General features: G+C 49.2%; 11 protein-coding genes. 6 read left to right on the top strand and 5 right to left on the bottom strand.

Annotated elements, in window-relative coordinates; all coding sequences use genetic code 11:
- Positions 1–129 precede the first annotated feature (129 nt).
- The 3 genes from AC14M5_RS20950 (at position 130) to sucD (ending at position 5,925) form a co-directional block, all read left to right on the top strand.
- Entirely contained in the window at positions 130–3,657 is a 3,528-nt protein-coding gene (locus tag AC14M5_RS20950; RefSeq protein ID WP_484031664.1) for a flippase activity-associated protein Agl23, read from the top strand.
- A gap of 162 nt (positions 3,658–3,819) precedes the next feature.
- Positions 3,820–4,953: an ADP-forming succinate--CoA ligase subunit beta gene (gene sucC / locus AC14M5_RS20945; protein WP_484031663.1), complete on the top strand. Its 1,134-nt coding sequence runs from the start codon at positions 3,820–3,822 to the stop codon at positions 4,951–4,953.
- Between the two features lie 111 nt (positions 4,954–5,064).
- Positions 5,065–5,925, top strand: coding sequence for a succinate--CoA ligase subunit alpha (sucD, locus tag AC14M5_RS20940; protein ID WP_484031662.1), 861 nt, complete (start codon positions 5,065–5,067; stop codon positions 5,923–5,925).
- 202 nt (positions 5,926–6,127) lie between these two features.
- Here the strand turns inward: sucD and acpP are convergent, their stop codons facing one another.
- On the bottom strand, positions 6,128–6,364 hold the full coding sequence (gene acpP / locus AC14M5_RS20935; protein ID WP_484031661.1) for an acyl carrier protein: 237 nt from the start codon (positions 6,362–6,364) through the stop codon (positions 6,128–6,130).
- A gap of 98 nt (positions 6,365–6,462) precedes the next feature.
- Here acpP and fni point away from each other — a divergent pair, with 98 nt between their 5' ends.
- Both fni and AC14M5_RS20925 read left to right on the top strand, forming a co-directional pair.
- A complete protein-coding gene (gene fni, locus AC14M5_RS20930) occupies positions 6,463–7,494 on the top strand; it encodes a type 2 isopentenyl-diphosphate Delta-isomerase (protein ID WP_484031660.1) in 1,032 nt (343 codons plus the stop codon).
- A gap of 50 nt (positions 7,495–7,544) precedes the next feature.
- Positions 7,545–9,410, top strand: a complete 1,866-nt coding sequence (locus tag AC14M5_RS20925) for an NACHT domain-containing protein (RefSeq protein WP_484031659.1) — start codon at positions 7,545–7,547, stop codon at positions 9,408–9,410.
- A 279-nt stretch (positions 9,411–9,689) separates the two neighbouring features.
- Here the strand turns inward: AC14M5_RS20925 and AC14M5_RS20920 are convergent, their stop codons facing one another.
- From AC14M5_RS20920 to uvrB, 4 genes are all read right to left on the bottom strand, one after another.
- Positions 9,690–10,298 (bottom strand): hypothetical protein, encoded by a 609-nt coding sequence (locus AC14M5_RS20920; protein ID WP_484031658.1) that lies wholly within the window; start codon positions 10,296–10,298, stop codon positions 9,690–9,692.
- A 696-nt stretch (positions 10,299–10,994) separates the two neighbouring features.
- The gene (locus AC14M5_RS20915) at positions 10,995–11,531 is read right to left on the bottom strand and encodes a hypothetical protein (protein ID WP_484031657.1); all 537 of its coding nucleotides are present in this window, start codon (positions 11,529–11,531) and stop codon (positions 10,995–10,997) included.
- Between the two features lie 237 nt (positions 11,532–11,768).
- On the bottom strand, positions 11,769–12,035 hold the full coding sequence (locus AC14M5_RS20910) for a hypothetical protein (RefSeq protein WP_484031656.1): 267 nt from the start codon (positions 12,033–12,035) through the stop codon (positions 11,769–11,771).
- Positions 12,036–12,037: 2 nt separating this feature from the next.
- The gene (gene uvrB, locus AC14M5_RS20905) at positions 12,038–14,077 is read right to left on the bottom strand and encodes an excinuclease ABC subunit UvrB (RefSeq protein ID WP_484031655.1); all 2,040 of its coding nucleotides are present in this window, start codon (positions 14,075–14,077) and stop codon (positions 12,038–12,040) included.
- 187 nt (positions 14,078–14,264) lie between these two features.
- Between uvrB and AC14M5_RS20900 the strand changes: the two genes are divergently transcribed.
- The gene (locus AC14M5_RS20900) at positions 14,265–16,331 is read left to right on the top strand and encodes a hypothetical protein (protein ID WP_484031654.1); all 2,067 of its coding nucleotides are present in this window, start codon (positions 14,265–14,267) and stop codon (positions 16,329–16,331) included.
- Positions 16,332–16,606 lie beyond the last annotated feature (275 nt).

Raw genomic sequence — 16,606 nt, 5'->3', positions numbered from 1 at the left:
CACATGGACATGACGTGCCTACGCGAAAACCCTAAATAATCTTGTTATAATACCTCTCACATCTCATTAAACTATTGCGAATATCATTGCTTGAGAAATTGTCAGTTACTTTATCAAAGGTGAAACTTCATGGATCAAAAACGAAGCTGGCTCGAACGCCCCATTCATTCCTCGCTCCCCGCTTTAACAAATGAGATCGCGATCTTCGCGGTCATTATTTTGCTTGCATTCATTAGCCGCTTTTATGATCTTGGCGCGCGTGTGATGAGTCACGACGAAAGTCTGCACACTTATTTTTCATGGCTGTTATACCAGGGCCGGGGTTATCAACATTCACCCATGATGCACGGGCCGTTTCAATTTCACATCGTAGCACTCACATATTTTTTATTTGGCGCATCTGATTTCACATCCCGCATTCCCGCCGCTTTATTCAGCATCGCCTCGATCTGGATGGTCTGGTATTGGCGCCGCTATCTCGGCAAATGGGGTGCTTTGATCGCCGGCTTCTTACTGGTCATTTCACCTTTCATGCTTTATTACGGGCGTTACGTCCGCAACGAATCATATGTTGGTCTCTCTGGCTTGGTGATGTTATATGCCATCCTGCGCCATCTCGAAGTTGGCGGCAAAAAATATTTATTCATTGTAGCCGCGGCGCTCGCACTTCACTTTGTTACAAAGGAAACGTCCTTTATTTACAGCGCCCAGGCTCTTATCTTTCTAGCCATCTATTTCATTGTGCAAGTTACACGCCGCCCGTGGAAAAACGCGGAATGGGAATATCCCGCCTTCATTATCGCATTGTGTGTCACAATTTTGCTGGCAGGCGCAGCAGCAGGATATGGACTCTATACCCGCGATGCCATCACGATTTCAGGGACAGAGACTGCCGCGCCAAGCAACCCGGAAGAGATGGTATCGCCTCTGACTCCGCCCGAGGCTGTTGCATTATCTTTGACCACGATCCTGGCCCTGGCCGCTTTCGTTGCGTTCATAGCCACATCTTTCTTCCTCATTCGAGGCTATTCATGGGAACGCATTCGCAATGAACGCTCATTTGACTTGCTGATCATCATAGGGACGATGGTACTCCCGCAACTCGCACCCTTCCCGATCAAATTTCTGGAAAAATATCTAAAAGTCACCATCCCAACCACAGCGCCAGAAGTGCAGGCCTTAAGCGCAGACCTGCGCTCCATTCTCATCATCGGCGGATTTCTGCTTGTCATGTTCATCCTCGCTGCGGCAATCGGTTTATTGTGGAACAGGGAAAAATGGTGGAAGACCGCGCTGGTCTTCTGGGTTCCATTCACAATCCTTTACACAACAGTCTTTACCAACAGCGACGGGTTTTTCACAGGCACTATCGGCTCCCTCGGATATTGGGTCGTTCAACAGGATGTAGAGCGAGGCAGTCAGCCCTGGTATTACTATCTCTTGGTACAGATTCCCATCTATGAATTCCTGCCCGCGCTCGGCTTGCTACTCGCACTAGTTATTGGATTCACAAGAAAACCTGTAGTGACGGCTGAGATCGATGAAGAACAAGATGAGATCATCAACCTGCTGGAAGATAAGGAAACAGAAGAAAGAAACTTTCCAAATACTTTTGGCTTGTTAGTCTGGTGGAGCGTTATTAGCATTGTCGCATTCACTTATGCAGGCGAGAGAATGCCCTGGCTGACCTATCACATGGCATGGCCCATGATCTTGATCACAGGCTGGGCATTGGGGCGCCTGATCGACACAACGGATTGGGAAAAACTAAAAGAACAACGCATCCCACTTACTCTGGCCGCACTCGCGATATTCATAGCCAGCACAACAGGCATGGTACTGGCTCTCAACGGACCAACTCCGCCCTTTCAAGGAAAGGAACTTGCGCAATTACAAGCAACCGGGGCCTTCCTCCTGCCTTTGATCGCTACAATCTTCAGCGCCTTTGGCATTCTCTATCTCTTAAGAGAGTGGACATTCAAAGAAATTGGAAAAGTATTCGTGTTGGTCTTCTTCGCCTTTTTAGCACTGCTCACAACACGTGCTTCATTCCGCGCTTCGTACATTACATATGACCAGGCAACAGAATTCCTCGTCTACGCTCACGGCGCAACAGGGATTAAAGAAATTATCGAGCAGGCAAAAGAAATCTCCGAGCGCACAACGGGTGGAATGGGTGTCGCCATTGCCTACGATGCCAGCGCACCGGACACTGGCGTCTCCTGGCCTTTCGTTTGGTATCTGCGGGACTTCACCAACCAGCGCTCATTCGACCAGCCCACCCGCTCCCTGCGCGATTCTGTCGTCATCATTGTGGATGAAAAGAATTTTGACAAGATCGAGCCCGCCATCGGCCCCGGCTATTACCGCGTGGATTACGTCCGCATGTGGTGGCCGATGCAGGACTACTTCAATCTTGTCAGTGACCGCGACCCAAGCACCCCCTTCCCCGAAGATTACGCCTGTAAGGGAATCATGAGTTTCCTCAAATTGCGGAAATCAAAAGATTATACAAATTTCTGCGCAGGATTCACCGACCCAAATATTCGGGCAGGCATTGTGCAGATCTGGCTTAACCGAGATTACAGCGTTTACGCACAAGCCAAGGGACGTCCCGACCTGACCCTCACCACCTGGCAGCCCGCTGACCGAATGCGCCTTTATATTCGTCAGGATGTTGCATCGCAGATTTGGAATTATGGTGTTGCACCAAACCCAGTTGAGACTATCGAAGACCCAACCGAAGGAAAATACGTGGTGCTCCCCGCCGACTTGACCTTCGATGCAGCACAGGCAAACCCTGTCATCTTGAATGCGCCGCGCTCACTAGCCTTCGCCAAAGATGGTACCGTTTACGTAGCTGACTCTCGCAATCACCGCGTATTACATCTTGATATGGAAGGAAAAACGCTGCATGAATGGGGCACCTTCGCAGATGGTGTAAATACCCAAATTGGGCCTGGAACATTCAACGAACCCTGGGGAATAGCAATTGGGCCTAATGGCTCAGTCTATGTGACGGATACTTGGAATCACCGAGTGCAGAAATTTACATCAACGGGTAAATTCATCATGACCTGGGGAGTATTCGGACAGGGTGAAACACCGGATGCCTTCTATGGCCCGCGTGGACTGGCGGTGGACGCCGAGGGGCGGGTCTATGTCACAGATACCGGGAACAAGCGCATCGTCGTGTTTGATGCGGATGGGAAATTCATCGCGCAGATTGGAAGCGCAGGCTTTGAACCCGGTCAATTCGATGAACCTGTCGGCATCGCCGTCGATAAAAATGGAACTGTTTACGTTGTGGATACATGGAATCAACGCATACAAACATTTACCCCACTCCAGACCGATGAATTCCTAACCTTCATACCCGACAAGCAATGGGATGTCTACGGCTGGTTCGGCCAATCGCTGGATAACAAGCCGTTCATTGCGGTAAGCGATGATTTGCACGTATTCATTACCGACCCTGAGGGATTCCGCGTAATGGAGTTTGACCCAACTGGAACCCTGGTACGCACTTGGGGCGATTTCGGGAATACCAGCACCAGCTTTGGCCTGGCGTCTGGGGTCGCAGTCGATGCGGATGGGCACGTTTGGGTAACAGATGGCTTGTATAACCGCATCATGAGATTCACTTTGCCACAGTAAACAAAAAATCTCGTGGGGCTAAAAACCTACGAGATTTTTTGTTGTTTCAAATTTTTATGGTGGTATAATGCCGATGCTTTTTCAAAGTAACGCATGATTTGCAAGGCCAAAGGATAAATTTATGCGACAAGTGATAAGCAAAAAATCCTCCGAGGGAGAATAATGAAACTCCACGAATACCAATCAAAAACAATTTTTTCAAAGTATGGCATCCCGATCCCCAAAGGAAGGGTTGCGGCTACCGCTCAGGAAGCAAAGCATATTGCAGAAGAGCTCGGTGGCCGCGTTGTCATTAAGTCACAGGTGCTGGTGGGCGGGCGCGGAAAAGCGGGCGGCGTTAAGCTTGCCAAAGATTCCGCTGAAGCCGAACAACTTGCGACTCAAATTCTGGGGATGGACATCAAGGGATTGCCTGTTCGCAAAGTGCTGGTCGATGAAGCCTCTGCCATAGACCAAGAAATCTACTTCGCCATCACCAATGATCGCGCTGCGAAGAAGCCGGTTATGATCGCTTCTGCCGCAGGCGGTGTGGATATCGAAGAAATAGCAGCGAAGACCCCTGAGAAGATCGTCAAAGTTCACATCGATCCGCTGTTGGGATTGCGCGAATACCAGGCCCGCGATGTAGCAGTTGCAATTGACCTTCCGCGCGAATACTGGAAAGATTTCGTGAAGATCGCAATGAGTTTGTGGCAGGTCTATAGCGCCACAGATGCGATACTGGCGGAGATCAATCCGCTGGTGATCACGAAGGAAAAGAAGCTGCTCGCGCTGGATGGCAAGATGATGATCGACGACAACGCACTTTTCCGCCAGCCTGAACTGGCAGAAATGCGGGATACAGACGAAGACGCCCCCTCTGAGATCGAAGCCCGCAAATATGGACTTTCCTTCATCAAACTCGACGGCAACATCGGTTGCATGGTCAACGGCGCAGGTCTCGCCATGACCAGCATGGACGTGATCAAACTCTTCGGAGGCGAACCAGCCAACTTCCTGGATGTAGGCGGCGGTGCACCCGCGGAAAAAGTTGCGGCCGCCATGCGTATCATTCTCACCGACACAAATGTCAAGGCCGTTTTGTTCAATATCTTTGGCGGCATCACTCGCTGTGATGAAGTGGCACGCGGTATCCTTGTTGCAATGGATGAAGTCAAACCGAAAGTTCCAATGGTTGTCCGCCTGGTAGGGACGAACGCCGAAGAAGGCCGTCGTTTGCTTGAAAATGCAAATATGATCACCGCAGAAACCCTCGCCGACGCGGCGAAGAAATCTGTTGAAGCTGCGAAGAAATAACATGTCATTGCGAGGGCGGAGATCTCCCGCCCGAAGCAATCTCATTCTTTTTATGAGATTGCTTCGTCGTCGCTCCGCTCCTCCTCGCAACGACATCGGAGAAAACTATTTATGAGCATATTAGTTGATAAGAACACCCGCCTGATCGTCCAGGGCATTACAGGTAACGAGGGCTTATTCCACACCACGCAAATGGTTGCCTATGGCACCAACGTCGTCGGCGGTGTGACGCCCGGTAAAGGTGGCGAATGGGTACTTGAAAAACTCCCCGTCTTTGACTCTGTCAAGACCGCCAAAGATGCCACCGATGCGAACGCTACCATCATCTTTGTCCCTGCCCGCTTCGCACCAGACGCCATGTTTGAAGCCGCAGATGCGGGCATTCCCCTCATCGTCTGCATTACCGAAGGCGTTGCTGTGCAGGATATGATGCGCGTGCGCAATTATCTCGACCAGAAGAAAGTCCGTTTGATTGGGCCAAACTGCCCAGGTTTGCTTACCCCCGGTGAAGCAAAAGTCGGCATCATCCCCGGTGACATTGCCATCTCTGGCAACGTGGGCGTGGTCTCACGCTCCGGCACGCTGACCTATGAAGTGCTTTATGCCATGAAGAATCTCGGCATGGGCGCCTCCACCTGCGTTGGCATTGGCGGTGACCCGGTCAATGGCACGAACTTTATTGATGTATTGGAAATGTTCGAGCATGACCCCAAGACCGAAAAGGTCATCATGATCGGTGAGATCGGCGGCAACGAAGAGGAAAAAGCCGCGCAATATATCTCATCCAAAATGACCAAACCTGTCGCGTCCTTCATCGCAGGTCAAACCGCCCCTCCCGGCAAACGCATGGGCCACGCCGGCGCGATCATCGAAGGCGGAGCAGGCACAGCCGCAGACAAGATCAAAGCTCTTGAAGCCGCTGGGGTAAAAGTCGCCAAGCACCCGGAAGAAATTCCAACATTGTTGATGTAACACGTAGGGGCACAGCGGAATCATCAAGAATCTCAACATAGAATCATCCGCTGTGCCCCCTACTTATAGAAAATGGTAAGGGCACAGCAGAACCATCAAGGACTTCAACGCGAAATCCGCCCACTGTACCCCTACCCCACATACCCAAGAAACACATAGAGCCGCCTTCAACAGGCGGCTCTACGGTTATAATCTCAATCAATTATTTCTTACGAGCGTCAATATAGTTGACAGCTTCGCCAACAGTGGTGATCTTCTGGGCATCTTCGTCGGAAATCTCGGCGCCGAATTTATCTTCAAAAGCCATGATCAACTCCACAAGATCCAGCGAATCAGCCTCCAGGTCCTCACGGAAGCGCGCTTCCATTGTGATCTTCGCTTCATCCGCACCAAGCAAATCCTTTACGATCGCTCTGAGTTCCGTATATGTGTCAGACATTACAACCTCCAATTAAATTTTTGATTTACTTATTGTAATCGCTTGACTAGCACTGTCAAGCCAACATGCTTTCAGCACAAACACAGGAACACTACCCCATGACAAAAGTTGCGCCAATCGACCAGCGAAAAGCAGACCACATTAAAATCAACTTAGAGCAGGATGTACGTTCTGCGTTGACCAGCGGACTCGAAAATTATCGCTTTATCCACGAGGCATTACCCGAACTGGATTTAAACCGCATCGACACAAGCCTCAGCCTGTTCGGCAAACAATTGAAATCGCCTACCCTTGTCAGCTCGATGACCGGCGGCACATCCGAAGCGGAGACGATCAACCTGCGCCTGGCCGAAGCTGCGCAGGAATGCGGAGTCGCCATGGGAGTCGGTTCACAGCGCACCGCCATCGAAAACCCCGAGCAGGCGAAAACATTTCAAGTACGCAGGGTTGCGCCAAATATTTTATTGTTTGCAAATCTCGGCGCAGTGCAATTCAATTACGGCTACGGCATTGACCAATGCCGCAAAGCCGTGGACATGATCCAAGCCGACGCGCTTTACCTACATCTGAATCCATTACAGGAAGCCGTGCAGGATGCGGGCGACACAAATTGGGCTGGCATTGCAAAGAAGATCGAAGAAGTCTGCAAGAAACTTGAAGTACCTGTCATAGCAAAGGAAGTTGGCTGGGGCATCTCCGATCGGACAGCAAAACTATTAACCGATTGCGGCGTGGGTGCCATTGACGTGGCTGGCGCAGGCGGCACAAGCTGGTCTCAAGTCGAAATGCACCGCGCGCCCGACGAATTCACCCGTAACCTCGCCGCCACTTTTGTTGGCTGGGGCATCCCAACCGCAGAATCCATACTAAACGTGAAGCGAGCCGTGCCCGGCACGCTTATTTTCGCCAGCGGCGGTATCAAAGACGGTCTCGACATCGCCAAATGCATCGCCCTCGGCGCAACCCTTGGTGGCATGGCTGGGAATTTCTTGAAGGCTGCAGCAGTGTCAACCGAGAAAGCCGTCGAGATGATGAAGTTGACCAAGAGGCAGATCGAAGTTACGATGTTCGCTACGGGAGTTGAAAAGTTGGAAGGTTTGAAGGTAGGAAAGTTGAAGGAAGTCGAATAAAATAAAGGGACTAAGCGGGGACTTTCCTCGCAAAGAAAAGCGCCAACTAAATGGCTGACAAACGGAAGCCCAATCCTTCTACAAACAAAAACATCTCCATCAGCGGCGATGTGAAGGATAGCATTGTCTCTATCGGGGACAACAATATTTTCCAGAAAATAGTCAACTACATATTCCCAAGTGACAAAGAAACTCTCGAGCAGCGCAACCGCCGCATCCTGCTGGGACATGTGGAAAACGCATGGATCAAAGGCGTGCTGGACGCATCCCTGCACGGCGCGGCATTGTTGGATTTGGGAATCAAACAAGACCTCGAAGCGGTGACCAAATATCCGTGGGCGATCAAAAAAGAATCAACGGACGAAACCCTCCCCGCAGGCTTGTCCATGCTGGAGATTTTCGACTCCATCGGCATGGGACGTTCCCTGCTGATACTCGGCGCGCCTGGTTCTGGCAAGACGACCATGCTTCTAGAGCTCGCCCGCCAGTTGATTGCACGCGCCAGAGAAGATGTCATCTATCCCATCCCGATGGTATTCAACCTCGCCTCGTGGACTGAGAAACTCATCCTCGCCGATTGGCTGGCGCAGGAGTTGAACAACTTGTACAGCGTCCCCCGCAAGAGTGCCCCCGATTGGGTTAAGGGAGATAAATTACTTTTGCTTCTGGATGGCTTGGATGAAGTGCGGCAGGAGAGTCGCGCCAAGTGTGTGGAGGCGGTCAACGCCTTTAGAAAAGCACACGGATTGACCTCGCTTGCCGTGTGCAGCCGCAGTCAGGATTACGCGGACCTCAAGGCAAAATTATCCTTTGAAGGCGCAATTGAAGTCCAGCCTTTGACGCAGGAACAGATTACCGAATTCTTCAACCGCTTTGGCAAAGAGATGGCGGGCATTAAGCAGGTTCTCAAAAAAGATAGCGCCCTGCGCGGAATGGCAGAAACGCCGCTGTTTTTGAGCATTATGATAATGGCGTATCGGGATAAACGGGATGTGGATATTTTTGTATCAGGAGATGAGAAGACGCAGCGCAAACATCTCTTTAATAATTATGTTGAGCGCATGTTCGGGCGTCCAGAACGTTCAAACAAGAAAACATTTGAACAGAAAGATATATTACGCTGGCTTTCATGGTTGGCACGCCAATTGCTTAAACAAGAACAATTAATCTTCTTGGTAGAACATATGAGGCAGAACTGGTTAAAAACAAAAGCTCAGCAAACAATACACAGTGTCATTCCAGTAATGTTCTCGCTACTCGTTGGGTTGATGGTCTATTTAGGTGCATTTCATAGTCTTCAATCAACTGGGCTTGCTTTAATCTTGGGCATTGCAATGATGGTTACAGCTTTTTTTGGTATTAGTGAAGAACCAGTTGAAATTACTAGGTGGTCGTTGAAAGCAACATTGCCTAATTCACGAAAGGATTGGATGGTGCTGATAGGAACACCATTATTCCTAGGAATAGCTGGTGGGTTCTTTATTGACCCAATTGCTGGAATTATAGGTGGAGGAGTTGGATTTATTGGTGGATTATTAGGTGGAGGATTTAAAACATCAGAAGTCAAAACAAGAACTAAAGCGAATCAAGGTGTAGATCTATCTATTATGAATGCTATTATTTTTGGATTTATTTCATCAATTATGCTTGGCTTGATAAGCAGCGACTTGTATTGGGGTTTAAGTAGTGGATTATGGTTTGCATTGATGTTTGGAGGTTATGCTGTAATTAATCACTATACATTACGTTTTTTACTTTACCTCAGTGACAATATTCCCTTTTACTACGTCCCTTTCCTCAACCACTGCGTTGACCTGATCTTCCTGCGCCGCGTCGGTGGCGGATATATCTTCGTCCACCGCCTGTTGATGGAACACTTCGCTGAAATGTACGTGGAGACCCCAACGTCAAAGTAAATGTCCGCAAATTATTGAGTGGCATTGAGAGCGAAGTTCAACGCAAGCAAAGCGCAGCAACCATCACGAACATTTACGTCGGCGGTGATGTCACGGGAGGAAACATCGTTGCAGGCGATGGTAATCAAGCAAGAGCTGAGTCAGATGCGAAAAAGAAAGCAAAAAAGAAGAAATCATAAAACTGCTGATCCTCGTCACTAGAAAACATTTTCTGACACAACGAACACCCGCTATCAGATCAACTGACAGCGGGTGTTTTTTCATGGCTAAACCAAAGGGTTAGCTAATACTTGACATTACCTGGCGGAACAGCGAAGCCAGCCACTCAAGGAATGTTTGAACGGCTGCCTGGGCATCTACTTGAGATGCTGAGGTGGTGGTAGCAGCGCCCTCTTCTGTAGCCGTAGATGTGGCTGTCGGGGTTTCAGTTTCTGTGGTTGAAGTCTCAGTGGCTGTCGCAGTTACTGTTTCAGTGGGGACTTCGGTTGCAGTGGCCGTTTCGGTCGGTAGTGCGGTATCAGTTGGGACAGCAGTCAAAGTGGCTGTCGGTATTGGGAAACTGGCCGGAGCCTGCGGATGGATCACAACTCCTACGGCAATCTGCTTGCCATTAGGCACGTTGTTGGGCGCAATGATCGTCACATAGGATCCTACACCCAGCGTACTGGCCCGATGACCCGGGACGATCTTGAGCGGCGAAGAAATCTCAAAGGTGTACTCATTGCCGTCCTTGGCCAAAATGGTAATGCTATCCCCTTCCGTATAGGCAACGACCAAACCAACACGCCGTACATCGGCCTGAACAGCCGGGCTTGCCTGGGCAATGGTCATATTGGACAGCAAAGCAATTGCCAGCCCAGCTGCCAGGAACAGGCTTATCTTTTTCATGGGACCTCCAATTCACTTTTGAAAGTGAAGCGATACGATCCGCGCGAATGTTGTCTGTGAAAATCCATCAAGTACTTTCGGGACGACAAAATTTACTCGCCATCCTTGCATGGTCTTTTCGTGTGGACCACTAAGTTTTCATATTCAATTTTTATCCATCCTTGAGTTTTAAACCGACGAAGGTCTCTTAAAGATACTTCGAGGGCCTTGCACCCCGCTTCAATTTTCACAGCTCGAGAATGAATCTGCAACCAGTTTCATTCTCTCAGCCGACATTTCAGTCAGACCGTATCATATGGTGTTTCACTGCCTATTAAAGCAAAAAGATATAATAGCCACCTTAGCTGGACGTCACCCACCTGGGTGAGCTACGAGTAGAATATTGAAGAAATCTACACAAAATTAGTAGTTTCTTATTTTGCCTGCAATCCCTTCACGAGACGTGTCACCCTGAAGGAGCGCACGTTGCGACTGACACCGTACCTGCGTTCGGTGCAGGTGAGGGTCTCTGACATCATCACACAGATGCTTCGGGGAAAAGCATCCCTCAGCATGACACAACATTAGGATGATAACGATTCATATTATTTTTTTCCAGGAGGAAATGGGGAAACCGTAAAACAAAAAGTTGACGATCAATTGACCGCCAACTTTTTACTCGTTACTTATTACTACTTATTTTCTACTTCCAACCCACTACGGGTTCGTTTGTTGTCCTGTGCCCCAACCGTTCATCATCCCACGGCCATAGCCGTACCCGTACCCATTTCCCATCATGCCAGAGGGGCCGCCGCGGAAGCCGTTCTGGTAATCTCCATTCAGCATCGGGCAATTACCGTCAAAGCCAGCACCGTACATCATGCTACCGCGTGAGAGCATCCAATCTGCCTGTTCCTGGGTGATGACATTGGCTTTCACAGCCGCTGCCATCGCATTCGCACGGACTTCCGTCATAAGGGCAGGGAATTCCTCAGCGGTGACGCCGGCCGAGAGCGCGATGTCGTACATGGTCTCGCCAGCTGTGAGGCGGGTATTGATATCATTTACGTTCAAGCCGAGTTTCTTCGCAAACTCGGTGACCATGAATGTATGCATCGGGCCGCTTGTGCCGTTCTGCATCATGGGGCCACGTCCAGTAAATGGAGGGACATCATCCTGTGCGAAAGCCGCTCCCACACCGAACACGCCAAGCGCCAAAACTACCAAAGCTACGATCAAAATTGTCTTTTTCATTTTATGTTCCTTTGAGTGATATTTCAGGCTTATTCCTGATTACGCTCAAAGGATACAACTGCAATGTAAAGGTTTTATAAAGAAAATACAAAGAGTGGAAAAAGAACGCAATTCTAATATGTCGTTGCGAGGAGGGCTCTTGCCTTTTCCGCCGAAGCAATCTCCTAATAATAGAGGATTGCTTCGGCCAAGTACAAGAACGCCTCGCAACGACATCATTTTTGCTGCGAAGCCCCATTAATACTTCTGCATATATACCAAAATCGAGAAAATGATCGCAGTCAACATGCCGATAATGGAAAGCCCGATCCCAACCATCGCAATTCTTTTATTTTCAGATATTCTCCCCAACACACCCAGGGTGATGCCAAGAATACCAAATATCGTGCCGAGTATCGGGATGAGCCCCGTGCACAAACTCAATACGCCCAGTGCAGCAGATGCAAGCGCATAAAATTTATTGAAGCGTTCCTCGGGGTCCAGGGAAGCAGGGTCAGTCTGCATGCCTACTCTTCATCACCAGTCATCAACTTGATACGCTCCCACGGCTTCAAGCTTTCATCTTCAGCCAATAAATTCTTCAAGTCATATAACTCATCACGCAGTGCGGCGGCGCGCTCGAATTCCAGATTCTTCGCGGCTTCCTTCATGTGATTTTCCACTTCAGCAATGATCTTACGCAGTTCGCTGCGCGGCATCGCAGCAGCACCCTTCACTTTGTATTCACCCTTCATCTCGGCCACAGCCTTGGCAGACATTCCCTCCGTCAGGTCGTGGATTTCCTTGTGAATACTGATCGGCACAATGCCATTCTCTTCGTTAAATTTCATCTGCTTGGCGCGGCGGCGATTTGTCTCATCAATCGCGCGTTTCATCGAATCGGTGTGGCGGTCTGCATACATGATCACACGGCCTTGCACATTACGGGCCGCACGCCCGATGGTTTGGATCAGAGCCGTGTCCGAACGCAGGAAGCCCTCCTTATCCGCATCCAGAATCGCCACGAGAGAAACTTCCGGCAGATCCAAACCTTCACGCAGAAGGTTGATTCCCACCAGCACATCAAACACACCCAAACGCAGGTCACGCAGGATGCTGACCCGCTCAAGCGTCTCCACTTCCGAATGCAGGTAATTGACCTTGATCCCGAGCTCTTTCAAGTAGGTGGTCAGGTCTTCGGACATTCGCTTGGTCAATGTTGTGACGAGTATGCGCTCGCCTCTTTCCACCCTTTGCTTGATCTCTCCGACCAGATCATCTATCTGGCCCTTGGTTGGGCGGACCACGACCTCAGGGTCGACTAACCCTGTTGGGCGGATGATCTGCTCGACCACCTGCTCAGCATGTTCCATTTCATAAGTGGATGGAGTCGCAGAAGTGTAAATCGTTGCTCCCATTACTTGCTCGAATTCATCGAACTTCAGCGGACGGTTATCCATTGCGGAAGGCAGGCGGAATCCATATTCGACCAGCGTTTCTTTCCGCGAGCGGTCACCGTTATACATGCCGCGTATCTGTGGCACAGTCATGTGACTCTCGTCGATTACCAGTAAATAATCACTTGGCAAAAAGTCGATCATCGTCCACGGGTGCGAACCGGGCGGGCGACCATCAAGCTGGCGGGAATAGTTTTCGATCCCTGAGCAATAGCCCACTTCCTTCAACATCTCAAGGTCGTAACGAGTGCGCTGTTCGATGCGCTGCGCTTCCAGAAACTTGCCCTGACTCTTATAGAAGGCAAGGCGTTCTTCCAACTCTAATTCGATGTTCTTGATCGAATCCTTCAATCTATCAGCATCGGTCAAAAATTGCTTGGCTGGGAAAACAGATATTTCCTGCGGCTCTTCAATGATCTCGCCGCTGACGCGATCAAAGCGCATGATGCGTTCCACTTCATCCCCAAAGAAAGTGATGCGGAATCCAAGCTTGTCTTCATAGGCGGGGACGATCTCCAACGTATCGCCGCGCACACGGAATGTACCGGGGCGAAGTTCCATATCATTGCGCTGATATTGACTCTCGATCAACTGGCGCAGCAGGGCGTTGCGACGATAAATCTCACCCACTTTGAGAGTGACCGTCCCTTTGCCGAATTCTTCAGGAGACCCTAAACCATAAATGCAGGAAACCGAAGCGACGATGATCACATCCCGCCGTGAGATCAACGCAGTCGTCGCAGCGAGGCGCATACGTTCGATCTCTTCATTGATCTGAGTCTCTTTCTCGATGAAAAGATCGTGGCGCGGCACGTAGGCTTCAGGCTGGTAATAATCATAGTAGGAAACAAAATACGAGACCGCATTTTCAGGGAAGAACTCCTTGAACTCGGCATATAACTGAGCCGCCAGGGTCTTGTTATGTGCCATGATCAAAGCTGGCTTCTGCAATTCCTGGATCACGGATGCAATCGTAAAGGTTTTGCCTGTGCCGGTGGCGCCGAGCAGAACCTGGTGCTTGAGGCCTTTGTTCACGCCGTCCACAAGTCCGCGGATGGCTTCGGGCTGGTCGCCCATGGGAATGAAGGGTGCTTGAAGTTTGAAGTCCATAGTTTTTTTCTCTATAATGTTCATCCTTCGACTGTATACCTCGAAACGCACTCAGTATTCCGCTCAGGATGTAGATAGAATGTGCGTTCTATTTTACTCCAAAGGCGGAGGAATAACCAGTAAGCGGAATCAACTCGCAGCCAAGCGCGAAGCGATGGTTAACGTCGAGGGTATAATCACCAATAATATGAAAAAAATCGAATCATTTTTTCAACAATTACATTTTTCCGAAAAAAGCGCGCCGTTGGCTTTCTTAGTCACCTGTATCATTAGCTTTGGCCTGCTCATCCCCAACCTGGGGTTTTATATGGATGACTGGCCTTATGTTTTTTATGCAAAACTAAAAGGGATCGACAGCCTGCGCGAAATGCTGGTTTTCGATAGTAGGCCCAACGCCGCATGGCTTTATATGCTTGGGTTCAACGTGCTTGGCTTCAAACCCATGGCATGGCACATTGCCGCGCTGCTCATGCGCTGGGGGACGGTTGTATTGTTTTGGATGGTGGTCCGCGCAATGTGGCCCGAGCGCAAAAGAGAAGCACTCTACATCTCATTATTATTCGCCGTTTATCCCTTCTTCATGCTTCAGCCATTCGCAGTGGGGTCGACGCATCACTGGTTCGGTTTTCTTGCATTCATGCTTTCACTTTTATTAATGATCTATGCGCTTCAATCAAGTTCCATCAAGATGGTGATACTCACTATCCTGGCAATGGCGTTGGAAGCTGCGCATCTATTCACCAGCGAATATTTTGCGGGGCTTGAACTACTGCGTCTGTTCATCTTATGGATTTTGATCTCGCGTTCAGAATCTGTTTCGTCAAAAAGAGTGACGAAAGTTTTATTGAACTGGCTTCCTTACTTGCTGATATTGGGATTATTCTTTTACTGGCGCATAGCGGTCTATGAAAACCCGCCAGATGTCACTCGAAACGAACCCGTGATCCTGATGCAATTATTCAGCGAGCCGATCAAAGCGATTGGATTTTTGATCTCCGCCTCCATCAAGGATGCGATCTCGGTGTTGACGATTGGCTGGCAAAAAGCAACTGACGTAAGCGGATTGGATTTCAATTCTCCATTCGTTCAATTCAAACTTAGTATTTGCCTAATGAGTCTTGGTGTTGCTTATTTCTACTTTAAGAGATTCCTGCCCGACCCGACAGAAGTTAACGACGATTGGAAGGCAGGGAGTTTGACTCTGGCAATTGCGGGGTTATTGACCGGTGGCTTGCCAGTATGGTTGATCGGCAGATCGATTGTTGAAAGCAAGAATCTTTTATCAGCTTCACGCTTTGGGATTCCCGCTATGTTCGGGGCGGCATTATTGAGTTTTCTAATAATTGATTATTTTGTAAATGACAGTAACAAAAAAATCCTACTCTTTTCCCTGGCGCTGGCATTGGCGGTCAACTTTCATTTGGATAACACAAAAGAATTCCAGTATTCATGGGAAAAACAGGTCAGGCTTTCACAGCAGTTATTGTGGCGCGCACCCAGGATAGAAACGGGCACTGCCATACTGACCGATGAAGAAGTGCTTGGCATGATGGGCGAATATGCTGTTTCATTTTCGATCAATACAAGTTATCAAGTTAAGAATTTTGAACACACACCTCCCTATTGGTATTTCCCCTTCTATTACACCAATCCAAACGTAAACGACCTTTTGCAAGGCGCACCACTCGAATACAGCAAACTAAGCATGGACTTTATAGGCAGCAGCAAACAAATGCTCCTGCTTTCTTTCAACCCTGAACTGAATCGATGTTTATGGGTTATGCAGCCACAGGATACGAATCTGCGGCTCGTCAGTGATGATATGCGTCAGCTAAGCGCAGGCTCGGATATCAGCCTTATCAAACAGGCGGATGGAGAAGAACCATCCCTGCCTGAGGATATTTATGGAAAACAAAATACAGAAACATGGTGCTATTACTTCCAAAAAGCGGACTTGGCGCGTCAGTTTGGACAATGGGACGAAGTAGTGAAGCTTTGGGAAGAATCACAATCTGCTGGTGAGCGGGCAGATAATGGTTTCGAGTACATTCCTTTCATTGAAGGCTTTGGTCATATGGAAGATTGGGAGCAGGTAAAGGAATTAACCAAATTCGCTAAACGCATCACCGCCGGGCTGGAGCCCAGCCTTTGCGGCGCATTGGATAGGCTTCAAGTTAATGCGCCAGCTTCACAACAGCGCGATGAGACGATCATCAACTTGAAAGATGACCTAGCTTGTGTCGATTATCAATAGAGATTCCTCATAAATTAACCCAGATTGCCACATCGATATTAAAAGACTGTGTCGCCCTGAGGGAGCTGGTTCGTTGCGACCGAAGAGTCTCTATTTACACTAGCGGAGATGCTTCGGGCACACCGTCCTGCGTTCGGTGCAGGGAAGAGCGCCCTCAGCATGACACAACGGGAGTGTGATAGCAACTGGAGTTAAGTGAATAATTCAATTAACAAAAAAATCCGCCCTGACCATGATCGTCGGGGCGGAAAATTTTATTGGAACAGAATCAATTA

The organism is Candidatus Villigracilis sp. (assembly GCF_057083605.1).
The sequence above is the reverse complement of the archived record's forward strand: the minus strand, read 5'-3'. Positions and strand labels throughout refer to the sequence as shown.